A 22061-nucleotide genomic window follows, 5' to 3' on the forward strand; every position below is an offset into this window, starting at 1 on the left:
AAGTGACGCGGCGCTCCCCTGCAAGTCAAGACAAACCTTGGGTTGGTCCAAAGATAACTCGGGCTCAGTTCTGGCCGTCAGGAACAAGTCCCTGTCTGAGCTTTGCCGCGCCCTCGCTGACGGCCTTAAATGTGGCGTTTGCCAGCTCTTTCCGGGAACGGAAATTTTCCGGGTCTAGTGGTGGATGGAGCAGAATTGTGGCCCGCATCGAGCGCCATTGGCAGAAAGACCACAGGTGAGGCGTCAGATCCATGTCTCCATACCAGGAGAAAACGGATCGGCGACTGCGGCCGACTGGCAGCCCTTCCAGGCGATCATAAACGATAGACACAGGCTGGACGAGCGTTGGTGGAGGCTTTGGCATGCCAGCCTGATCAAGCCGTCCAGGCTTTGCGACAGCAAAGAACGAGGACAGAAAGGGCAGAACACGTGATCCGTCCGTCGATGTTCCTTCAGGGAACAGAACGATGTCATCTCCATTCCAGAGATGTTCGGTCATTTCCTGTAGCTCTTTGCCAGTATTCTGCCTGTTGCGGCTTACAAATATTGTTCTGCCCAGTCGTGAGATGGTGCCGATCAGTGGCCAGGAGCCAACTTCACCTTTCGCAACAAAAACAGTGTGAAGCGTGCCGCCAACAACAGGGATATCCAGCCACGAGCAATGGTTCGCGACATAAATAATAGGACGTTCTCCGCGCTGGACGTCCTTGGCGTTCAGGATTTTTCCAGCTCTCGTGCCGACGATGCGGATCTGCAAGCCGAGAATACGGCTGATCATGCGCCAGAAAATCCTAGGCACCCGAATCTTGCCGGAGCCAGGAAGGCGAATGAGTACGAACTGGATGATAGAGACCCAGAATGCCCAGATCAGAACAGCTGCAAGCCTTGCCACACAGGCAGTGCGGCTGAAAGCAGAGAACTGGGTCGTTGCCTGTTCGGCCGGAAAATTGACACTTTCGTCAATGATCGGTCGGTTATGGCGACGGCGGCCGAGTGGTGGCTGAGCATCAGGATGGGGCATGGGTGCTGAGTGATAAGGATTTCAGGCGCTGGAGACAATCTCGTTTGTCTTACGAACATTGTATACCTGCCTCGAAAGGTCTTTCTGTCATGGACTTGACAGTGCGTCGTGGGGTACTGCCACAAGGATATGCGGCCACATCCGATCGGTTCGCTTTTCGTGGTTCGGCCTCTTCGGGGTCGATCATTTCTCAAAACGGATTATCAGGACCTCCGGTGAAGTCACGCGGTCGCTCATCTGCTGTTTCCCTTTCTCTTGCCATTGGGGCAATGGCAGTCTGCTGCCATGCGCCCAAGGCCAAGGCAGATACGGCGCCTGTCGCCGGCGAAACTGCTGAACAGGCTGTTCCCTACAAGGTCACGATACAGCCAACGAAAAATGCTGACCTTGATGCCGCTGTAAATGCGTCCTCCCAGCTGCAATCGCTTCAGAATACACATGCCGTCGGGCCCTATGCCCTCGCTGGCCGTATCCGGTCAGATTATGACCGTGTGGACACGGCACTGCAGTCTCAGGGGTATTATGCCGGGACGGTTACAATTCTTATCAAGGCGGGAGCACGAGAGTTAGACGGACGTGATCCGGCCGTGCCGGACGTGTTGAACACTCTTCCCCAAGACGCCAAAGTCACCATCACGATTTCCGTCACCAAGGGGAACCAGTTCCGCCTTGGGAAAATTATCCTGACGACACCGCCACCGAAAGTAGAGCCTCAACCGGACGTTTCTGGCGCTTCGAAAACAGCGCCATCCCCCAAAGGAAGTGCGGCGCCGGTCTCGAGTAAAGCTCAGACGGCCGACAAAATGGGAGCGGTTGATACTTCCGGGCAGGCTGCGGGGCAGGGAGTGCCGGTCGAGCTTACATCTGATGAACAGAAAGCCTTTAAGCTCAAGGCAGGCCAGCCTGCGATTGCTTCGGACGTTCTGGCTGCCCAGGGCAACCTGCTGACCCAGTTGCAGGAAGAGGGTTACGCCGTCGCGGATGTCTCTACGCCGCTGGCCTATCTCCAGCCACATGATGAGACCCTTGATATCGTTTTCCGTGTCGGGAAAGGGCCGAAGGTTGTCATTGGTCCAATCGGAATGGATGACCTGAAGCGTGTGCATCAGTCCTTTCTGCGGCGGCGTCTGACGATCCGGGAAGGGCAGCTTTACCAGCCCTCCAAGATTGAAGCGGCCCGTCAGGATCTGGCAGCAGTCGGCGTGTTTTCTTCCGTTCAGGTGCATAACGCACCGCCCATCATCACACTTCCCGCAAGCCAGACGCTTATGCCTGGCGTTCTTCAGGCCATGCCGGTCAATTTCAGCTTCAAGGAAGCAAAAAGACGCACTGTTGCGGTGCAGGCAGGGTATTCGACGGATCTCGGTGGGCGTGCCGGTGCAACCTGGACGCACCATAATCTGCTAGGCAATGCAGAGCAGCTCAAGCTCACAGCGCTCATTACGGGTCTTGGAGGGTCAGCCCAGCAGGGGCTGGGCTATGATGTCTACGCGGACTTCAGCAAACCGGACTTCCTGCATAAGAACCAAAACCTGAGTCTGCGTGTCGAAGCCATTCGTCAGCTTCTTTACTCCTATCATCAGACTGCCTTCCTCATTCGTGGTGGCATCGGACGTCGTCTCGGCAAGTTCTGGTATGTGTCCGGCGGGCTGATGGGTATGCAGGAGCAGATCCAGCAGTTTGGCGATACACGAAGCTATTTCATCGTATCGGCGCCTCTGAGTGCGGCCTACGATAGCACCCAGCTGGAAAATCCGATTGACCCGGCCACACATGGTGTTCGGGCCTCTCTGTCTGCCACACCTTCTGTGTCCTTGGAGAACGGAACATCGTTCTTCACATTGCTGTCCGCGCAGGTCTCTACCTATTTCGATCTGGCCAAGATCGGCCTGACGAAGCCGGGCAAGAGCGTTATCGCAGTTCGTGGAACTGTTGGGTCTGTGCAGGGCGCTTCGACGTATCAGATCCCGCCAGATCAACGGCTCTATGCGGGTGGACCGGCGACAGTGCGTGGTTTCCGATATCAGGGTGTAGGCCCGCAATACGGTCACACGAAATATGCGATCGGTGGCACGTCACTGGATGCCGGGACAGTTGAGTTCAGGCAGAGACTGCCCATGAACCTCGGTCTGGCAGGGTTCGTGGATGCCGGACAGGTCGGCACAGGATCCCGCCCCGGACAGGGAACACTTCGCGTGGGTTATGGCGGAGGGGTGCGCTATTTCACTCCTATCGGGCCAATTCGTGTCGATGTCGCGCTGCCGATGAACAGACCGGCCTACGGCGACAAATGGGAACTGTATATTGGTCTTGGAGAGACGTTCTGATGCGCGCCCGCAGGATTATTCTCTGGATCGTCTCTCTCGTCATTGGCGTTCCGCTCGGGCTGGTTGTTCTGGCGCTGGTTGTCGTTCTTGTCGGGATCAACATCGGTCCGGGCCAACGCCTGATTGAACAGAAGGTCAGTCCACTCACAGGTGGAATGGTGCAGATCTCCGGTCTGTCCGGTGCGCTTCCGCAGCATTTGAAGCTTGCCCGGCTTGCAGTGAAGGACAGCAAGGGCGTCTGGCTCGAGCTGGATAACTTTGAACTTCGCTGGTCGCCCCTGTCCCTTGTGGGCATGGATGCGCACGTCAAGGTTCTGAGCGCTGAGCGCCTCGCTCTTCTGCGCAAACCAATTTCTGACACAACCGCAGAGACGACTGAAACCCAAGCCAGTTCCAGCCCATCAAAGCTGAATATCCAAGTTGATCTGGATGCCCTGAAAGTCAGTCGGATCGAAATTGGTCCTGATTTCACGGGCAAGGCAACGCTATTCAGCCTGAACGGTCACGCTCATATTGCGTCTATCGCGCCATTCCTGAATGGCGTGACGATGCAGTCATTGCCCAAGATGGACATTGCCCTGCAACTGGCCCGTCTGGATGCGGCCGGGGGACTTACGCTTTCAGCCCAGACACCGAAAGATCGTTTGGCTCTCGCCGTTACCTTCAAGGAAGGTGTCAACGGCTTTGCAACCACACTCGGACAGCTTCCGCAGCTTGATCCTGTGGACATGCATCTGAACCTTGCAGGCCCCCGCAAGGCGGCGGCCCTTGATTTCGGCCTGAATGCTGGACCGATCACGGCATCTTCAACAGGGCAGATCAATCTCTACACCAACATCGCAAACCTGCACGTCAAGGCAAATGCCCCTGCGATGACTTTGAAACCTGGCATTGGCTGGAATGCGATTGCCCTGAACACGGATCTACACGGTCCGCTCAAGGCTCCTGCCGGACAGGGGCTTCTGGATATTGATGCTCTGACTGCTGGTGGCGCATCCATCGGCCATCTGCACGCGACGTTCGATGGCACGGAAGCCGCAAAGTCAGAAGATACCGTTGCACATCTGCAAGCCGCTCTGGATGGTCTGCGGATTCCGGGAAGTCAGCCAACACTTCTGGCTTCGGCGCCTCTGACCTTGGATGTGACGGCTCATCCTCTGGCAACGACACTTCCGGTTGTCGCCAGGATTGACCATCCTTTGATGCACGTCGCGGCCAATGTTGATGTCAAGCCAGCGGCGAAGGGGCATGTGACACTGGCGCTGCCAGATCTGCATCCTCTTGCAGCGATCGGAAGTACGGATCTGAGTGGTAGCGCGGCCCTTGCTGCTGACTTCGCCATGCCAGTGACTGATCATGATGATCTGACACTTGAGAGCTCAGGCACGATCTCTGTTACGGGTGGCCAGCCACAGGCTCTCCATCTGATTGGCAAGGATGGTCATCTTGCGCTTCAGCTCAGCAAGTCACCCGCCAATGTTCTGACGGTGAAGAGTTTTGGTCTGGACGGTCAGGCGCTTCATTTACTGGTGTCTGCCGTTGTCGATCTGGCGCATGGCAACACGATGCAAACCAAAGCAACGGTTGCTCTTCCTGATCTGCGGCAGGCCAGCCCAGCACTTCTGGGCAACATGACCCTGACGGCAACGGCCGATGGCCCTACCGATGATCTGGCTGTCAAAGCAGGGCTCGAGGGTGAGTTCGGCACCAAGGATGTCGCCAAGGGCCCAGTCGCGCTGGATGCTGATTTCCAGCATTTGCCTGGCCGGCCGCAAGGTACATTGACGGCACATGGAACACTGGATCATGCCCCACTGGCGCTGGATACGGCTGTTCAGAAAACGGATGACGGTGCTTTTCATCTCGATCTGAACAAGTTGAGCTGGAACAGCCTGACGGGGCAGGGGAAACTCCGTCTTCCAAATGGCGCCAAAGTGCCGCTGGGTGATCTGGACGTCAGCATCAAAAATCTTTCGGATTTCCAGCGACTGATCGGGCAGGCCATCAAAGGCCATCTGGCGCTGTCCATCCATACGACTGAACCGCAGGGCGCACCACCGCAGGTCAAGCTGGGACTAGACGGTGCACTCGGTATGGCTCAGGCCAGTGTGCAGGCTCTCAATCTAAAAGGAACGATTTCCAACCCGATTGACGATCCCGCTCCAGATCTGGCGCTGGATCTAACGGGTGTCCGCTCTCAGGACATCACCGGCAAGGCTCATGCCACAGTCAAAGGTCCTCAGTCCGCCATGGCGGTGACCCTGAATGGCGCCTTCCAGAACGTCATGGGTTCTCCGGCCAACGTGGACGCGGCGGTTCTGCTCAACCTGCCTAAAAAGACGGTGCGCGTGGACCGTCTGACGGCCATGGCCAAGGAAGAGTATATCCGGCTGGGTGGCCCTGCGAATGTCTCTTTCGGAGATATCATGGGGGTCGATCATCTGCGGGCGACACTGGCCCCACAGGGTGTTGCGCCTGCAACGATTGATATTGCCGGGTCTATCAAACCTCGTCTGGCTCTGACGGCGACTGTTGACCGACTGACGCCTGCCATAGCCAAGCCTTTTGCCCCCGAACTTGCTGCCAGTGGTGTCATTTCTGCGAAGGCCAATCTGGCGGGAACGATTGACGCTCCTACCGGGACTGTTGCGCTGACGGCGCATGGCTTGAAAATGCAGACAGGCCCCGCAGCATCACTGCCCGCAGCTGAAATTCTGGCCAATATCGGTCTGGCCGGAAAAACCGCCAAAGTTGATGTGACGCTTGGAGCAGGGCCGAAAGTTGCCTTGGCTGTTCGGGGAACCGCGCCTCTTTCCAAGGAAGGCGCGATTGCACTGGCTACAACAGGTCATGTCGATCTTTCCGTTGCCAATGGCGTGCTCGGTGCGAGTGGAATGGCGACGAAAGGGCAAGTTGGCATCAATCTGAACGTCGCAGGCACGGCCAGCCAGCCACGGGCGACGGGGCGTGTAGAGCTCCAGAACGTTTCATTTGACCACTATGCACAGGGCGTTCGTCTGACAGACATCAATGGTGCCGTTGTCGCTTCGGGCGATAGCCTCACGCTGGAGCATATTCTGGCTCACGCGGGGCCGGGAACGATCGCACTTGATGGAACGGTTGGGATTTTCCGTCCCGGTCTGCCGGTGGACATCAAGGTTATTTCTGACAAGGCCCGACCTGTCTCAAGTGATCTTGTAACAGCCGTCATCAACACGGACCTGCACATCCACGGTCAGGCCACGACGCGTGTGGATGTGGATGGGAAGATTGTCCTGCCAAGCGTGACAGTCAATATTCCGAACTCAATGCCAGCATCGGTCGCGCAGCTTGACGTAGTCCGGCCGGGGCAGAAGGCACCTGACAATACCAGCAGCCTCATCATCGGGCTGGGGATTGATGTAATTTCGCCGGGACAGTTTGTGGTCCAGGGGCATGGCCTGGATGCGGAAATGCAGGGCCGCTTGCATGTACGCGGCACGAGTAGCGCCCCGTCCATTACAGGCGGTTTCGATCTCAAGCGGGGCAACTTCAATCTGGCCGGAATTAATCTGAACTTCACGCATGGTCGCGTCGCGTTCAATGGAACAGGCGTCAATCACAAGCTTGACCCGACACTGGATTTCCGCGCGGACCGTAACGCCAAGGGAACGCTCGCGAGCCTTCTTGTCACGGGTTATGCCAGTGCGCCGAAGATCGATTTCTCGTCTGTGCCGACTCAGCCTCGCGATGAAGTCATGGCCATTCTGCTGTTTGGAACGGATGCCCATTCACTTTCCACAACGCAGCTTGCAGAGCTTGCTGCTGCCGTCGCACAGCTTGCCGGCGGGTCCTCATTCGATCCACTTGGAAAGGTGCGGAATGCCCTTGGTCTGGACCGACTAGCTGTTGGTGGCGGTGGTGGCGTTGATAACGGTGGGACCAGCGTGGAAGCGGGCAAGTACGTTATGAAGGGCGTGTATGTTGGCGCAAAACAGGCCACCTCTGGCTCCGGTACGCAGGCTCAGGTCCAGATTGATCTGACCAAGCGGCTGAAGCTCAATACGACAGTCGGGACGGGCGGCCAAGTGACAGGCTTTACCACGCCAGAGAACGATCCCGGCTCAAGTGTGGGTCTGTCTTACGGATTTGATTACTGAGCCTGAACGGCGTCTTCCAGAAGGACCTTTACGCGGGTCACGACGTCCGACCATTCCCGGAAACGGGTCTGGCGGACGATCCGCATCTGTGGATACCACGGACTGTCTTCGCGCTCGTGGAGCCAACGCCAGCAGTTGTTGAAGCGGTCCATCATGATGACCGGTTTACCTAACGCCCCAGCCAGGTGAACCATGGATGTATCCACGGAGATGATCAGATCAAGGCAGGACACCAGGGCGGCTGTGTCGTCCATGTCCAGACACTGGGGCATGAAGTCCACCAGCGGGGCCGGGAAATCCAGGCATTGAAGCGCAGCGTCATCTTTCTGCAGGGAATAGAACGTAACGCCTTCTACATTCGCGAGCGGTGCCAGCGCTGCAAGAGGCATTGATCGCTGACGGTCCACCATCTGCGCGCCAGTGTTTTCCGGGCGTGCGCCACCGGCCCAGACCAGACCAACACGCAGGTTACGATCCGCCTTCAGGGATTTCTTCCACTGAGACGCCTTGCCAGGGTCAGCCCTCAGATAAGGCACGGGAGCGCCCATGGCGTCAGGTGTGGCCGAGAATGCGCGGGGAAGACTGATGAAGGGGCAGTGATAGTCAAAAGCAGGGGCCTCGCCGCCATGCTGAACAACGGCTACCCCTTCAACGCGACGGCACAGATCTGCCAGTGTTGAAGATCCCCAGATGTGCACAACTGCACCTGTTCGTGCCAGCGCAGGGATGTATCGAAGATACATCAACGTATCACCCAATCCTTCCTCTTGCGTGACGAGCACGCGCTTGCACTGAAGATTGAGAGTCGGGGAAATGTTGGGCAGGAGGGTGTCTTTGGGCAGGTTGGTGTGCCCGGGGACGCCAAAGCGCCACTCATGTTCTGTCCATCCTTGCGCCATTCGACCGCTTTTGAGCATGGCAATGGAATGGTTCAGTCGCAGGGCTGGTTCGTATGGAGCGAGCGGAATGGTCTCTCGATAGACGTTAGCTGATTCTTCCAGCCTGCCGATGTTGTTAAGGATTGCAGCGGTATTGCAGCCGATCTTCCAATCTTCCGGATGCTGGCGGCGCAGGTCATCCATAATGGACAACGCTTCGTCAAACCGGCCCTGTTCCGTCAGGTTCATGACGAGAAGATTAAGGGTATTTTTATCGTTAGGGCGTCTTTGCAGGCTCTCGCGGAAGGCGACATCTGCTTCATCGAAGCGCCCCGTATGCATCAGAATGGTGCCGTAGGCATCCAGAAGGCGTGTGTCTTGCGGGGAGAGGCGACGGCACTCCTTGATAAGCAGGAGCAGATCAGCCCGGCGACGGAGGGAGGCTGCTTCCTCAATGAGGGCAGTGATGGCATGGCCGCCGAAAGGCTTGCTCGCGGATTCAAGCTCTATTGCAGCCTGCGCGTACTGAGCGGAACGGAAAAAAGCACGCCCCTTCACCAGATGAACGGCGTCACTCGGGGGGAGTGGCCCCAGAATGTCCAGTGCCTGTTTCGGATTGCCTGCCTGTATGGCGTTTTCAGCGCGGGTGAGGGCCTCACCGTCTGTCGTAGAAGTACTTTGGCTAGCCGTCACAGTGTTATCCTGAAACAGGTTCAGCCATCTCCCGAAGTGCTTTCAGAATGGCTGCAAGCGAATAAGGCTTGGAGATAAAACGGGCCAGAGCCGGATTGTCAGAGGCTTCATCCCGCCGAAGGTCCCCATGACCACTAATGTAAATCACGGGGAGATCAGGCCATTTTTCTCTGGCCTGATGGCTGAGGCTCATGCCGTCGCCATCAGGAAGAGACATATCTGCCACGAGAGCATCAAGGCTGCGTTCAGCGGAAATACAGGCAATGGCTTCCGCGCAGTTACTGGCTTCCCTCACTGTAATCCCACTGTCTTGCAGAAACTCCACAAGACAGGTCCGGATCAGAAAATCATCTTCAATGATGAGAACAGTGAGGGAAGATGTCATAAATTACGAGGACCAGTTCTTTTCAAAGTCACCATACAACGTCAGGCCGCCATCAACAAAGAGGGTTTGACCCGTGATGTAGGTGCTGTCTTCGGCGGCCAGGAATGTGACGGCATCCGCGATCTCACGTCCTTCACCCGGGCGCTTCATCGGAATGTGGTCAGCCACGTTCTTGTACTGCTCTGGATCGTTGATCCAGGACATGTTGATCGGCGTCACGATTGCGCCAGGCGCAACAGCATTTACGCGGATGCCACGGCTTGCATATTCCAGAGCCAGCGTGCGGACGATGTTGCCCACGGCGCCTTTGGAGGCGGAATAACCAAGATAATGAGGCTTCGGGATGATCTGGTGCACAGAGGAGTTCACGATGATCGCGCCCTGAATGCCGTTTTCGAGCCAGTACTTGATGGCTTCGCGGCAGGGCAGCATCACGCCCGTTACATTGACGGCCATCACGCCTTCAAAGTCTTCGAGCTTGATGTCTTCAGACGGGGAAGGGATCTGATAGCCTGCATTGCAAACCAGCACATCCAGTCCACCCATGGCCTCAATGCTTTCACGCATCAGGCGGCGGACGTCTTCTTCCTTGGAGATGTCACCCGTGGCGATCGGATGTTCACCGCCAGAAACCTTTGGAAGCTTGTCGCGGACAGCAATCAGCTTGTCTTCCTTGCGGCCATTCAGCGCAACCTGAGCGCCTTCTTCTGCAAAGCGTAAGGCTGTTGCCTCACCAATACCTTGGGACGCACCCGTAACGAGTACTTTCTTGCCGGCGAAACGATTGCTGTAAGGGGCGGGCATAGGTCCTCACCTCTCCTTGAACGTCAGTGATTTAAAGATGGGATAGGGCATCCGGGAGCGGCCTTCCGTGTCGCCAACGCGGAAACGGCCTGAAGGATGCTTTTCAAACTGTGATGTTTTCGTAATTACGCGAAAACATCACAGAATTTTGGAAGGCTCAGGCGGCCTTCATGGTCTTGGTCAGGCTCTCGAGGACCGTTGCGGGGTCCGTATTTTCGAGAACGGCAACTTCCGCAACAAAGCGCTCCTGTGCAGCTTCGAAAAGCTTACGCTCGGAGAAGCTGCCATCAAGGCTGTCGACGTTACGACGCAGGTCACGAAGAACTTCCGCAATCTGGATCAGATCACCGGAGTTGATCTTTTCCTGATAGGCGACAGCACGACGGGCCCACATGCCTTTGCTGACATGCGGCTTGCCCTTGATGACAGTCATCGCCTTGTCCACGATATCCCGCGTCACGATCTTGCGGAGGCCAGCCTTACGGGCCTTCGCAAGCGGAATGCGGAGCATCATCTGATTGCCGGGGAACGAGATCTGGATCATCTCGATCATGGTATCGGCCACTTCGACCATACCAATCTTTTCCACGCGGCCTACGCCATGGGCGGCATAGACGATGGAGTCACCTTCGCTGAACGGGTCAGTGCCGTGTTCAGGGTCGGTTTGACGGGCGGTGTACTTGGCTGCGGCACGAGCCATTTCGTCGGTCATGCCGCCCTTCGGGGGGGTCTTGAAGGTGTTCATAGCCACGGATGATACCAGAAAAACCCCCTCCTGTCCTGCACTATCATGTCCAATCAGGGCTGAACGCCGTGCTTGGACTGAATGATGCCAGGAGCAGGCTCTCCAATCGGCTGAAGCAGGTCACGCTCGATCGTCCGCGCCATCGTGTGCATCGGGAGGGCATGAACGCTGGCAATAAACGGTTCCTGCAGGTCACGACCACTGCGATCCAGCATCTGGAACAGAAGCCCGATGACACTGGAACCAAGCGGCGTAATCCACCCCAGGGTCTGCACGGCAGAAAGCGGCAGAATGATGCAGAAAAGATGCGTCGCGATTTCAGGAATGACCGAATACTGCACCGGAAGCGGCGTATTGCGGATACGCTCAAGACCGCCCTGCGCATTGGCGATATCAGACAGGATGCGGTCCACGGTGCCATGGACGGCACCGTCAATATTCTTGAGAGCCACTTCCTGCTGCACACCAAGGCCAATTTCGTAAAGCAGGGCGTTGGCCGTGTTGGAGCAGGCGAAGACTTTTTCACGGATGTCGGACGGAAGAAGGCGATCTACTTCCTCGCCCGTCTTGTCACCACGCAGAGCTGCGCGCAGGACGTGCGGGTAGGCTGCCATCAATCTGGCCAGGTCAGGTCGCCCGCCGAGGAGGGATGCAGCCTCACGGCCAAACGACCGGCAGTTGTTCGTGATGGAGCCCCAGAGGGTTCGTCCTTCCCACCACCGGGCATAGGCCGCGTTGTTGCGCATGCCCAGGAAAATGGCCAGTGCGGAGCCCATGAGAGAAATTGGCAGCGCTGGCTGGTCCATCCACTCCTGATGATAGATCTGGAAGAGAATGACGACCACAAGGTCCCAGAGCGCCAGAATCAGAAGAGGTGGCAAGGACTCTCTGAAAAGAATGGCTAGCCCGTGTTGGCGATTGACGATCAAGCCTGTGCTCCTTGCCTGAAAACGGTATGGCCGGTGAAACTAACCGTGAAAAGTGTGACCGGCCAACACCAAAAGATGTCCACTCTCTTGCACTCTTTTGCCACTCGAACCGGAAAAGAAACCTTTCGAGCGTCAAGTGTCAGGGCAGGAGAAGAGTGTAAAGCGTAACGCGGCTCTTGCGTCCCGTTTCCCTCATGAGACACTTTGTACACATATATCAGGGAGCCAGTTCAGATGGATGTCATCGCCGCGATTGCCTTTGAGGCCGGAAAGCCTCTTGAAATTGACACCGTGCAGCTTGAAGGCCCGAAAACGGGTGAAGTTCTGGTCGAGATCAAGGCGACTGGCCTGTGTCACACAGACAAGTATACGCTTTCCGGGCAGGACCCTGAGGGCCTCTTTCCGGCCATTCTCGGGCATGAGGGCGCGGGCATCGTTCGGGAAGTGGGGCCAGGCGTCAAACATCTGAAGCCGGGCGACCACGTCATACCGCTTTACACGCCGGAATGTCGTGAGTGCCCGTCCTGCCTGTCTCGCAAGACCAATCTGTGTACGTCCATCCGCTCCACGCAGGGCAAGGGCGTTATGCCGGATGGGACATCCCGGTTTTCATACAAGGGTCAGCCCATCCATCACTATATGGGGTGCTCGACCTTCGCGAATTTTACGGTTCTTCCGGAAATTTCGCTTGCGAAAATCCGTCCTGACGCTCCGTTCGACAAGGTCTGCTATATCGGTTGCGGTGTCACGACGGGGCTCGGGGCAGTCATGTTCACGGCCAAGGTGGAGCCGGGATCGACTGTCGCCGTGTTTGGGCTTGGCGGGATTGGCCTGAATGTCATTCAGGGCGCCAAGATGGTCGGGGCAACACGCATCATCGGTATTGACGTCAATCCGGCCCGGGAGCAGATGGCCCGCGAGTTCGGCATGACGGACTTCGTCAATCCAAAGGACCTGGGCCCGAACGGCGATCTGGTGGGGCATCTGGTTGAGATGACCGGTGGCGGCGCAGACTACACGTTCGAATGTGTGGGGAATGTCACCCTTATGCGGCAGGCTCTGGAAAGTGCTCATCGTGGCTGGGGTGTGTCTTGCGTGATCGGCGTGGCCGGGGCAGGGCAGGAAATCAGCACGCGCCCATTCCAGCTTGTGACGGGTCGCCGCTGGATCGGTTCAGCCTTCGGTGGGGCGAGAGGCCGCACGGATGTTCCCAATATTGTGGACTGGTACATGGAGGGACGGATCGACATTGATTCCCTCATCACCCACAAACTCAAACTTTCCGAAATCAATCACGGTTTTGACCTCATGACGCGCGGCGAGAGCATCCGCAGCGTCGTGGAGTATTGAGCATGACTGATGTTGAGACGTTGGGGCAGCATGCCTGTTGTGGCGGGTCTGTCCGTTTTCTGAGGCATCAGTCGTCTGAACTGGGCGTACCTGCAACTTTTGGGATTTTTCTGCCCAAAGAGGCTCTGGTAGGCGAAAAGGTTCCGGTTGTTCATGTTCTCGGCGGTCTGACCTGTACGCATGAGACTTTTCTCATCAAGTCCAATGCCGTTCGTTTCGCTGCGGAACACGGCATTGCGCTTGTGGCACCTGATACGTCTCCGCGGAACACCGGAACAGCCGGTGAAGATGATGAATATGACTTAGGAACCGGGGCTGGGTTCTACGTGGATGCGACGCACGCGCCATGGAGTGCCCATTACCGGATGGAGAGCTACATCCGGAAGGAGCTTCCCGCTCTGACCGAAAGCCTGTTTCCGCTGGATGGAAATCGGCGCGGAATCATGGGCCATTCCATGGGCGGCATGGGGGCTCTCAATCAGGCCCTAAACCATCCGGAATTCTGGAAAACAGTCTCGGCCCTTGCGCCCATCTGTCATCCCAGCGTTATTCCTTGGGGGCGAAAAGCCTTTGATGCCTATTTTGGCGGGGACCCTGCGAAGTGGAAGGAATGTGATCCCACGCTTTTACTGCGGAGCGGGCATAAGCATCCAACGTCAATTCTCGTGGATCAGGGGCTTCAGGATCAGTATCTCGCTGACCTCCGTCCAGACGCCCTTGTTGAAGCTGCAAAAGAATGTGGCCAAGCGCTGGACATGCGCCGGCATGACGACAGTGACCATTCCTATTGGTTTATCCAGACCGTCATTGCTGATCATCTGAGCCATCACGCCAAAGGACTGAAGGCATGAGACGTCTTGTAGTTGCCGCCCTGCTTGTTCTAGGGGGCTGCGTGTCGTCGCAGGCTCCTGTTGGGCCAGCCTTGACCCCCGTCACGCATGCGGATTTCAGCCACGATACACTGGCCTTGACCTGGCAGCCTGGCTTTTGTGCAACGGGCGGCGGGTGCCTCACAGGGCAACCGCATAACCATCTGATCGGGCTACACGGGCTCTGGGCATCCGAGCCGCATGCCCTGGAAGCGCAGGCTGTGCCTGTGCAGCAGTGGTGGATGAAGGGGTGCGATATCTATGACCATGACGACGCGCCGCCAAAGCTTCAGCCTGCCACTGAAAATGCGCTGGCAAGCGTTGTGCCACACCTCAAGCACCCGCTGCATGTGCATGAATATACCAAGCATGCCCGCTGTTTCGGATATGACGCTGACAAGTTCTTCGTCACATCCATGATCCTGCGGGATCGTTTTGCGTCTTCAGCTTATGGACAGTGGCTCGCACAGCATAGCGGCTTCCAGGTGAAGAAAGACGATCTGCTGTCGATGTTTGTGCAACTCACGGGCGTTCGGGAGGAAAGAGCGCTTCAGTTTCAGTGTGAGCCTGACCACGAGGGGCGGGTTGTCCTGACGCAGTTCTGGTTCACTCTGGACCCGAAGAAGCTTTCAGTCTTCCCGGGGAATGGCGCTTATCTCTCATCCCCGCAGGTGCAGGACAACTGCCCGGCAACATTCATGATGCCGGGTTGGCCGCTGCCGGGAGCGGCGGTGCCGGTTAACGTCAGTCAGTGACCGTATAGTTCTTTGGTGCTGATTTCGGGCTGTGCGGTGTCGCGCAGCCCGTCTGGTGTGACGCCATGATAAAAACAGCTGCGACGCCCGGTGTGGCAGGCGACACCAGTCTGATCCACAATCATCAGCACGGCATCCATGTCACAGTCCAGCCGGGCTTCAATAAGATGCTGCTGCTGTCCTGACGTTTCGCCTTTGCGCCAGAGAGACTGTCGGCTCCTGGACCAGTAACATACACGCCCCGTCAAAAGCGTTTCCCGCAGAGCATCTGCATTCATCCACGCAAGCATGAGAATGACGCCTTTCGTGTCCTGCGCGATGGCGGAAATCAGGCCATTCGCATCGAACTTCGTCTGGCTGACAATGTCATCAACGATGGCGGGGGCAGGCGGGGTATAGGTCACGAACGCATCTCCAGAGGGAACCAGTCAGGCCACACAACGGAGACTGGTTTGCCCTCAAAAGCAAGGTCTGGCGACAGCCACGCTTCACGCCGGAGGAGGGCCAGAGCGTGCGATCCATGACGTGAGCGCAATTCACCGACCTCTTTGTCACCCATCGTGAGAATGCCGCCTGTTTCTGGAAAAGTAGCATCTTTCACCGTGACTGGCAGGATGCGGCGGCGGAGAAGGCCACGATAGTGGGTGCGGGCAGTTAACTCCTGCCCCATGTAGCAGCCTTTCTTCCATGACACGCCGTGCAGCAGGTCCAGATTGGCTTCCAGCGCGAGCGTTTTTTCACTCTCGAAGTCGTCCGTGTCGGGAAGGCCAAGAGAGAGACGTCGGTCCAGCCAGTCATGGCCCTGTGTGGTTTCGACAGGCGGCTGGGAGACAATTGCTCGCCACCCTGCATTCTCGCAGCGCGGGTCGGGCGCGGAGCAGAGCGCTTCAGGTGGTATCGTCTCAGTGGCACCAACAATGACATGCAGTGCTGTCAGTTCAATCTTGACGTCTGCACGCAAACGAAAGCGCGACAGCTTTTTGACCAGCATTTCTGCATGCTCGGACGGACAGTCCATCAGAATGCGATCGCCATCGCTGAAGAGAAAAAACTCGCTTAGCCATCTTCCCTGCGGCGTCAGAAGGGCGCTCCAGACAGCGTTACCAGGTGAGAGGGACTGAACGTCATTCGTGATCAGCCCTTGCAGGAATGACGCTCTGTCAGCGCCTGAAAAAGTCAGAACAGAGCGATGGGGGAGCAGTTCAATCATGGGAGGCACCGGGGCATGCGTGAATGAAAGGCGGGGCAGTATGATATGCTGCCGACTGAAGACGAATAAAAGAGGACTTGTACGATACGGATTAAGCTGTCTCTTTGTACAGAGCAAGAATTGACGAAAGTTTATTGGAAGCAGGCAAAAAACCTGCTGGTTCGAGCGTTCGTTCAGTATCGTATGGGTTGCGGTAGATTAATCGGCAGGAGATATTGGCATGTCAAAGCCTGTCAGAAATACCATCAGACTATCCGTGCTTCCGGAGTAACACGCCCTTGTCAGCTGCCGAGATTGTTGATCCGACACGTAGCCCAGCCAGTAGCCGGCAAAAGGTTCTGCAGTTTCTTGGGCCTATTGTTGGTGTGCTGTTGGTCATTGCCGCCATTATTGCGATCAGTCTGCACAACTATCGGACCACCCGTCAGGGCGCGATTGCGCTTTCCTCGGACCTGCTGCGCAGCCAGCAGAAGTATGTGACGGAAGAGGTCCGGAATTATCTGTCTCCGGCATCTGACAGCGCCAGCATCGCCCCGGACATGTTTGGTTCGCCGCTGACGGATGCGTCACCAGACTCGTTCATGCTCTATGGCCGTTCCATGCTGGCTCATACGCCCCAAGTGGACAGCTTTTATCTGGCCAGTGATCAGGGCCAGTTCTGGATGGTGACACGGCACGGCAAGGACTACGAGCAGACCCATTTTCAGGTCGAGAATGGCCATGAGGTCTATCGGCACACTTACGTGGACCAGAATGGCACATATCTGGGCACGGCATTTGATCCGGCTGACAAATATGATGTCACGGCGCGTCCATGGTTTCAGGGCGCCATCAAAAGGATTGGACGGGGAGACGGAGCGCTCTACTGGACCAACCCTTACGCATATTTAGCGGCTCGCGAGTTTACCATCACTGCTTCCATTGCCTTCCCGATGAAGGATGGGCACCACGCGGTTTTTGCTACCAATATTTCCCTCAACCGGCTGACGTCTTTTCTTAATGAGCTTCAGGTTGGCCGCAGCGGTCGAGCTGTGATCGTGGACATGAAGGGACAGATCATCGCCGGGCATAACATGGGCGAGGATGGGGCGGAGCCGTCCTTCGATCCCGCCCATATGCAGCTTGATCCGAAGACACAGCCTGTTTTCATTCGGGCTCTGAATACTTTCAGGGTCAAAGGACCGGGGCCGGGCCTCGTGACGGCGCGCAATAAGAATTACGTGACCATCGCCGCGACACTCCCCTTCGTGCACAGGCGCTGGGTTCTGTTGCTGAATGCGCCAGAAAACGACTTCTCGGACTTTGCCGTTACGGCGCGTCGTCAGAACCTCTGGTTTTCGGCACTGGTCGTCGGGCTGGCCTCTTTGCTGGCGCTCGGATTGATCATACAGGGGCGGCGTATCGAGCGCCTGCGCAAACGGCTTGAAGTTGGTCGTGAGCAGATGCGCGCGGAAAATGCCTCTTTGTATGAAATTGCCAGTACCCCGGATCTGTTTGAAGCGTCGCATGATGTCCCGATCCTGACCGAAGCTCTGGCAGCGCGGACAGGCTCTCGTCGGGCCAGCCTCTGGCGATTGCTGCCGGACGGAGAACGCCTGCTGTGCGAGGACGCTTTTGATCCCGTGCGAGATGTTCACAGCACGGGCATCGAGATTACGAAACGCGAGCACAGCAAGCTTTTCGATGCTTTGATGGAAGGGCATTCTCTTTTCATTGAAGATGCGCGTCAGGATGAGCGCAGTCAGAATTTCCAGCGCATTATCATGCGATCCGTTGACGCCAAGTCGCTCGTCTTTCATCCGGTTATGCGTGGACATCAGGCTGTTGGTGTTATTGTTCTGGAAGATCCATCCAGAGCAGACGCGATGGAGCATATTGTCGCGATTGTCTCGTCGGTCGTGGCACTACGGTTTTCCCAGGCTCTGGATCAGGGCGACCAGCAGGCTGGGGCGCGTCCGAGCGTGTCGCATGAGCTGAAAGACACGCGTTACGATGAGGGATTCCTCCTGCCACCAGGTTCGGGTGTTCAGGACGGCGTGGTGCCAAGTGGGATTTACCCGCAGGTGCCGGTCATGGTGATTTCCTTTGCTGATCCTTATGCGATGGATAGCCACAGCGCCGAACGTGCCATGAAAGTTGTCTCGTCGCTCAGCGAGGATATTCAACGCATTGCCCGAGAAACAGGCCTGTTCTCTGTTCAGGTGGTGAGTAACCGTCTGGTGCTGGTTGGCGGATGTTCGCAGGAGCCCGATCCAGGTGCCGTGCTGCGTCTGGCAGATGCTGCGGTTTCTATCCGTGAAGCCTGCCTGTCACTGCTGGCGTCCGTAGATATTGATCCGGTCTTCCGCGTGGGCATTGATGTTGGGCCTGTTATGGCCGCGATGCTGGGCAAGGAGCCGTCAGTCTTTAATCTGTGGGGCGAGGCTATCAATGTGGCTGAGCTTCTGGCTGCCAGCGCGCCGGATGCCGGGACAATTCAGGTTTCGGAACAGGCCTATCTTCAGCTTCGGGAGCATTTCCTCTTCAGAGCCCGGGGCATGTTCTATCTGCCAAACAGTGGCGTGACCCGCAGCTTCATTCTGGCAGGGCGGCGATGAAAACCCGCTTCGATCGTATTCCGCGCGTGCAGAATGCCCTGGGCACTCTGGGGCATTTTACCCGGACCCAGATGCGGTTCACCCTGATGGTCATTGGTGCCTCGTGGGGCGTTATTCGTGTTGGTCTGTCACCGACGTCATGGCGCCGGACTGTGCGGATCGAATTCTGGCATTCCCTTCAGCAGGCCACAGGCGGCGGTCTTCTGAGTGTGTTGGTGACGGCCGCTCTGACAGGGTTCGGGATTGTGGCGCAGGCCGTTTACTGGCTGGGTTTTGCCGGGATGGCCCAGATGACGGGCTCGATTCTGTCCACCGTGATGGTGCGGGAGATTGCTCCGGTGCTGGTTGGCGTCATTCTTCTGGGGCGTTCCGGGATGTTGATGCTGACGGAACTGGGAACCCTGACGACGGGTGGTCAGATGCGGGTTCTGACGGGCATGGGGATTGATCCGTTTGTGGCGTTTCTGCTTCCGCGAAGTCTCGCCATGACCATCAGTGGGTTCACGCTGGGCATCATCTTCAGTTTGACGGCATTGCTGGTCGGTTATGCGGTGTGTCGTGTTGAAGGTGTCATCACCATGCCGGTCTGGGCGTTCCTAGATCAGGTGGTGAGCAGTATGCACCCGGTCGACTATTTCGCCATTCCGGCCAAATTCATTTTCAGTGGCTTTGCGGTCGGTGTGTGCTCATGCCTATCCGGGATGGATGCCACGACTGAAGACGATCTGTCGTCTCTGATGCCCCGAGGATTTGCGCGTGGCATTCTGTCCATCATGACGATTAACGTCGTCCTCAGCGTCTGGCTCGGTTGATATGGCCGACGAAAAGACAGTCCCACCCGCTGAACTGAACATCCTCGACCCTATTCTGGAGTTGCTGGATGCTCGTCCACGCTTTGATGGCAGTGGCTTGGCCTCTGTCCGTTATAACCTGCGTTTGAATCCGGGGGACTGCGCCCTGATTGAATGTCGGGATATGCAGCAGGCCAGCCTCTTTGCCGATATGTGTGTCGGGCTGGTAGATCTGGATGACGGAATTGCCCGCTGCATGGGGCTTGAATGGTCTGATCTGGATGAACGCCGGGCTGCGGCCTTGCGGGGGCGGATCGGGCGGATGGTGGCCAATGGCGGGTGGATCGACCTGTATGGCACTCACATGAACATTCTCTGGCCACAACTGCATCATACTCGGGTGCCCGAGGAACGGTTGATGCAACAGGCCGTGCAACTGGGAATGCAGTTTGGTCTGCCTGGTCTGCCGGTCGTTTCTCCGGGCAAACTGTCTCCTCTGGATCGTTGCCGCGCGGACTGCGTGCGTGCGTTTCTGGGGGAGCCTGCACTTCTTCTGCTGGAAAATCCGATGGGAAGTGCCAACCCTCCGCTCATGAACGCCTTTCTGTCTGCGCTGACGGATGCGCGTGACCGGGGTTGTGCTGTTGTCTGGCTTGCTCCGAATGACAGCGGCTGGGGAGCGTATGAAGCGGATGCGACCATTCGCCTCCGACTGTATGATGATGGACTGTTTTCGATGCGAGGGTCTTGATGTTTCGCGTACGCCGCCCTGACACTGCCCGCCCGCTTTTCCAGAACCGCTATGCGGATGAATGGGTGGGATTGCTGGTCCTTGTGACCATCGTCCTCTTTGCTGTGGCGGTGGCAGAAGCCGGCTTTCTCAAGCAGTGGCTGACACCCGAGAAGAAAATCCACTTTGTCCTGCCGGAAACCGGCGTGGCCGGGCTGGCTATTGGTGACGACATTGAGATCATGGGCGTGCATGCCGGTGAAATTCGCCATCTGGATTTGAACAGCACTGGCCGCATGTATGCCGAAGGCTATATCGAACCACAGTTTGTGCCCTTCATCCGGCAGGATAGTGCTGCCGTGATCCGGCATCGTTTCGTGGTGGCCGGTGCCAGCTATATCGAGTTGGGCCGTGGACGTGGGGAAGATATGGACTGGGGCTATGCCGTGCTGAACGCAACGGTAGAGGCAAACCCGGCAGACGTGATCACCCAGACGGTCACGGACCTGAGAAACAAACTCGTCCCTGCAATGGATAGCGTTCAGGCCATTACCAAGCAGGTCAATGACATGCTGACGGACATGCGGGCTGGCAAGGGCACGGTTGGCGGGCTTCTTTCAAAGGACGATACCCTTCAGAAAGCCAATCAGGCTCTGGAAAATCTTACAGAAGTTATTGCCCGCCTTCAGCCGATCGAAAAGCAGCTTGGGGGTGTCATGACGAAAGCTGATGGCACGATGGATAATGCCAAATCGGCCACGGATACTCTTCGCAAGAGCATGCCGCAGGTGCAGGAAACGATTAACCATGCCAGTGCCGCAACGGCCCAGCTTCCTGCGCTCATCACGCAGGCGGAAGCGAGTGCCAATAGCCTCCGCAAGCTGACAGATCAGCTCAGAGGCCTATGGCTGCTGGGTGGTACAGCGCAGAAAGCGCCCAGTCATCGTCTGCCAGCGGAGGCTGTCCGTCCATGAAGCGCATGATTCTGCTGTGTCTTGCCATGGCGAGTTGCTCGTCTGTGACGAAGGGGCCCGATCCGGATCAGGCTTATGAAAACGCCATGGACACCGGGCGGAGCGCTTTTGAGCTTGGACATCCAGACCAGTCCGAAAGTCAGTACCGTGCGGCGATGGACCGTGCCCTTATCCGGGATGATGCTGCCCAGATCCATGATGCGGGCTTCAATCTTGCGACGGCCCTGCTGGAAGAAAACAAGCCTGCCGACGCTTTGACCGCGCTTGATCACACCGGAAAAGCTCTGAAGCTGCGTCAGTACAGCCAGACCAGTGATCTGGAGCTTGTCAGAAGTGCAGCGCTCTATCGGCAGCATGATCTGACGGGTTCTGAGGCGTCCGCGCTCGTGGCGCTTCAGTCGCCTGATGTGGGTATTCGCAATCGTGCGGCTTATCTGGCTGGTTTGGGGGCTTCGGATCAGGGTGATACAGCGCAGTTGACCCGCATGGAAGCATTATTGGCTCCCTCAAAAGAGCCTACTGCTATGCTGGATCATCAGGATCTGGCGGCCCGTCTGGCACTCCTGAATCATGCGCCAGCACTTGCGCTGGAACAGGCCATGTCCCTGACACAGAAGAGACGGGATGCGCAGGATTATGAGGGAATGCGGCGTGCTCTGCTTGTCGCGGCTCAAGCTGCTGAAGCACAGGGTGACGTGAACACCGCTGCCGCTTTACGACAGCAGGAACTCTCAAGCCGAAGCGTGCAGCAGACTGGCCATGTGGAGAAAGCCTCCATCACGGTCTCTGCCGTGAGTGCGCCCGCAGCACCCATTCGCTGATCAACGAAAAACTTTTTCCGTCATTGCCAGAGCCGCCCCTCTC

At 57.1% G+C, this 22061-nt stretch carries 18 protein-coding genes; 10 read left to right on the forward strand and 8 right to left on the reverse strand.

Annotated elements, in window-relative coordinates; genetic code table 11:
- Positions 1-64: 64 nt before the first annotated feature.
- Entirely contained in the window at positions 65-1021 is a 957-nt protein-coding gene (locus R5H23_RS07610; RefSeq protein WP_317214984.1) for a lysophospholipid acyltransferase family protein, read from the reverse strand.
- Between the two features lie 215 nt (positions 1022-1236).
- Between R5H23_RS07610 and R5H23_RS07615 the strand changes: the two genes are divergently transcribed.
- Both R5H23_RS07615 and R5H23_RS07620 read left to right on the forward strand, forming a co-directional pair.
- Positions 1237-3348, forward strand: coding sequence for a BamA/TamA family outer membrane protein (locus R5H23_RS07615; protein WP_317214985.1), 2112 nt, complete (start codon positions 1237-1239; stop codon positions 3346-3348).
- The gene (locus R5H23_RS07620) at positions 3348-7487 is read left to right on the forward strand and encodes a translocation/assembly module TamB domain-containing protein (RefSeq protein ID WP_317214986.1); all 4140 of its coding nucleotides are present in this window, start codon (positions 3348-3350) and stop codon (positions 7485-7487) included. The genes R5H23_RS07615 and R5H23_RS07620 overlap by 1 nt, the downstream gene beginning before the upstream one ends.
- Here the strand turns inward: R5H23_RS07620 and R5H23_RS07625 are convergent.
- The 5 genes from R5H23_RS07625 to R5H23_RS07645 all read right to left on the reverse strand — a co-directional run bounded on the left by R5H23_RS07625 (position 7481) and on the right by R5H23_RS07645 (position 11921).
- Complete coding sequence (locus tag R5H23_RS07625; protein ID WP_317214987.1) at positions 7481-9058, reverse strand: tetratricopeptide repeat protein; 1578 nt, start codon at positions 9056-9058, stop codon at positions 7481-7483. The two genes, R5H23_RS07620 and R5H23_RS07625, sit on opposite strands and share 7 nt — an antisense overlap.
- A 4-nt stretch (positions 9059-9062) precedes the next feature.
- A complete protein-coding gene (locus tag R5H23_RS07630; RefSeq protein WP_099210234.1) occupies positions 9063-9443 on the reverse strand; it encodes a response regulator in 381 nt (126 codons plus the stop codon).
- Between the two features lie 3 nt (positions 9444-9446).
- The gene (locus R5H23_RS07635) at positions 9447-10247 is read right to left on the reverse strand and encodes an SDR family NAD(P)-dependent oxidoreductase (RefSeq protein ID WP_064274068.1); all 801 of its coding nucleotides are present in this window, start codon (positions 10245-10247) and stop codon (positions 9447-9449) included.
- Positions 10248-10404: 157 nt separating this feature from the next.
- A complete protein-coding gene (locus R5H23_RS07640; RefSeq protein ID WP_046899564.1) occupies positions 10405-10992 on the reverse strand; it encodes a CarD family transcriptional regulator in 588 nt (195 codons plus the stop codon).
- 53 nt (positions 10993-11045) lie between these two features.
- Complete coding sequence (locus R5H23_RS07645; RefSeq protein ID WP_064274069.1) at positions 11046-11921, reverse strand: bestrophin family protein; 876 nt, start codon at positions 11919-11921, stop codon at positions 11046-11048.
- Positions 11922-12155: 234 nt separating this feature from the next.
- On the opposite strand from R5H23_RS07645, the gene R5H23_RS07650 reads away from it, so the two are divergent.
- The 3 genes from R5H23_RS07650 to R5H23_RS07660 are packed head-to-tail and all read left to right on the forward strand — an operon-like array spanning position 12156 to position 14895.
- The gene (locus R5H23_RS07650; protein ID WP_317214988.1) at positions 12156-13271 is read left to right on the forward strand and encodes an S-(hydroxymethyl)glutathione dehydrogenase/class III alcohol dehydrogenase; all 1116 of its coding nucleotides are present in this window, start codon (positions 12156-12158) and stop codon (positions 13269-13271) included.
- Positions 13272-13273: 2 nt separating this feature from the next.
- Positions 13274-14122 (forward strand): S-formylglutathione hydrolase, encoded by an 849-nt coding sequence (gene fghA / locus R5H23_RS07655; RefSeq protein ID WP_317214989.1) that lies wholly within the window; start codon positions 13274-13276, stop codon positions 14120-14122.
- Positions 14119-14895 (forward strand): ribonuclease T2 family protein, encoded by a 777-nt coding sequence (locus R5H23_RS07660; protein ID WP_211506678.1) that lies wholly within the window; start codon positions 14119-14121, stop codon positions 14893-14895. The genes fghA and R5H23_RS07660 overlap by 4 nt, the downstream gene beginning before the upstream one ends.
- Here R5H23_RS07660 and hisI read toward each other — a convergent pair.
- On the reverse strand, positions 14889-15299 hold the full coding sequence (gene hisI, locus R5H23_RS07665; protein ID WP_046899559.1) for a phosphoribosyl-AMP cyclohydrolase: 411 nt from the start codon (positions 15297-15299) through the stop codon (positions 14889-14891). The two genes, R5H23_RS07660 and hisI, sit on opposite strands and share 7 nt — an antisense overlap.
- Entirely contained in the window at positions 15296-16105 is an 810-nt protein-coding gene (locus tag R5H23_RS07670) for a folate-binding protein (RefSeq protein WP_317214990.1), read from the reverse strand. The genes hisI and R5H23_RS07670 overlap by 4 nt, the downstream gene beginning before the upstream one ends.
- 278 nt (positions 16106-16383) lie before the next feature.
- Here R5H23_RS07670 and R5H23_RS07675 point away from each other — a divergent pair, with 278 nt between their 5' ends.
- From R5H23_RS07675 to R5H23_RS07695, 5 genes are read left to right on the forward strand one after another with little or no spacing between them, the layout of a single operon-like run.
- Entirely contained in the window at positions 16384-18702 is a 2319-nt protein-coding gene (locus R5H23_RS07675) for an adenylate/guanylate cyclase domain-containing protein (RefSeq protein ID WP_317214991.1), read from the forward strand.
- A complete protein-coding gene (locus R5H23_RS07680; protein WP_046899556.1) occupies positions 18699-19514 on the forward strand; it encodes an ABC transporter permease in 816 nt (271 codons plus the stop codon). Before R5H23_RS07675 ends, R5H23_RS07680 begins: the two co-directional genes overlap by 4 nt.
- A 1-nt stretch (position 19515) precedes the next feature.
- Positions 19516-20244, forward strand: coding sequence for a hypothetical protein (locus R5H23_RS07685; RefSeq protein WP_064274077.1), 729 nt, complete (start codon positions 19516-19518; stop codon positions 20242-20244).
- Positions 20244-21197, forward strand: coding sequence for an MlaD family protein (locus R5H23_RS07690; protein ID WP_211496588.1), 954 nt, complete (start codon positions 20244-20246; stop codon positions 21195-21197). Before R5H23_RS07685 ends, R5H23_RS07690 begins: the two co-directional genes overlap by 1 nt.
- Positions 21194-22018 (forward strand): hypothetical protein, encoded by an 825-nt coding sequence (locus R5H23_RS07695; RefSeq protein ID WP_211496438.1) that lies wholly within the window; start codon positions 21194-21196, stop codon positions 22016-22018. Before R5H23_RS07690 ends, R5H23_RS07695 begins: the two co-directional genes overlap by 4 nt.
- Positions 22019-22061 lie beyond the last annotated feature (43 nt).

Source organism: Gluconobacter sp. GP1 (assembly GCF_032913585.1).
Lineage (GTDB): Bacteria > Pseudomonadota > Alphaproteobacteria > Acetobacterales > Acetobacteraceae > Gluconobacter > Gluconobacter cerinus.

Excerpts from the sequence above, each read along its gene's own strand:
- R5H23_RS07610 (WP_317214984.1), bottom strand. The coding sequence starts at position 1,021 with ATGCCCCATCCTGATGCTCAGCCACCACTCGGCCGCCGTCGCCATAAC.
- R5H23_RS07680 (WP_046899556.1), top strand. The coding sequence starts at position 18,699 with ATGAAAACCCGCTTCGATCGTATTCCGCGCGTGCAGAATGCCCTGGGC.
- R5H23_RS07650 (WP_317214988.1), top strand. The coding sequence starts at position 12,156 with ATGGATGTCATCGCCGCGATTGCCTTTGAGGCCGGAAAGCCTCTTGAA.
- R5H23_RS07695 (WP_211496438.1), top strand. The coding sequence starts at position 21,194 with ATGAAGCGCATGATTCTGCTGTGTCTTGCCATGGCGAGTTGCTCGTCT.
- R5H23_RS07640 (WP_046899564.1), bottom strand. The coding sequence starts at position 10,992 with ATGAACACCTTCAAGACCCCCCCGAAGGGCGGCATGACCGACGAAATG.
- R5H23_RS07690 (WP_211496588.1), top strand. The coding sequence starts at position 20,244 with ATGTTTCGCGTACGCCGCCCTGACACTGCCCGCCCGCTTTTCCAGAAC.
- R5H23_RS07660 (WP_211506678.1), top strand. The coding sequence starts at position 14,119 with ATGAGACGTCTTGTAGTTGCCGCCCTGCTTGTTCTAGGGGGCTGCGTG.
- R5H23_RS07620 (WP_317214986.1), top strand. The coding sequence starts at position 3,348 with ATGCGCGCCCGCAGGATTATTCTCTGGATCGTCTCTCTCGTCATTGGC.
- fghA (WP_317214989.1), top strand. The coding sequence starts at position 13,274 with ATGACTGATGTTGAGACGTTGGGGCAGCATGCCTGTTGTGGCGGGTCT.
- R5H23_RS07670 (WP_317214990.1), bottom strand. The coding sequence starts at position 16,105 with ATGATTGAACTGCTCCCCCATCGCTCTGTTCTGACTTTTTCAGGCGCT.
- R5H23_RS07630 (WP_099210234.1), bottom strand. The coding sequence starts at position 9,443 with ATGACATCTTCCCTCACTGTTCTCATCATTGAAGATGATTTTCTGATC.
- R5H23_RS07635 (WP_064274068.1), bottom strand. The coding sequence starts at position 10,247 with ATGCCCGCCCCTTACAGCAATCGTTTCGCCGGCAAGAAAGTACTCGTT.
- R5H23_RS07685 (WP_064274077.1), top strand. The coding sequence starts at position 19,516 with ATGGCCGACGAAAAGACAGTCCCACCCGCTGAACTGAACATCCTCGAC.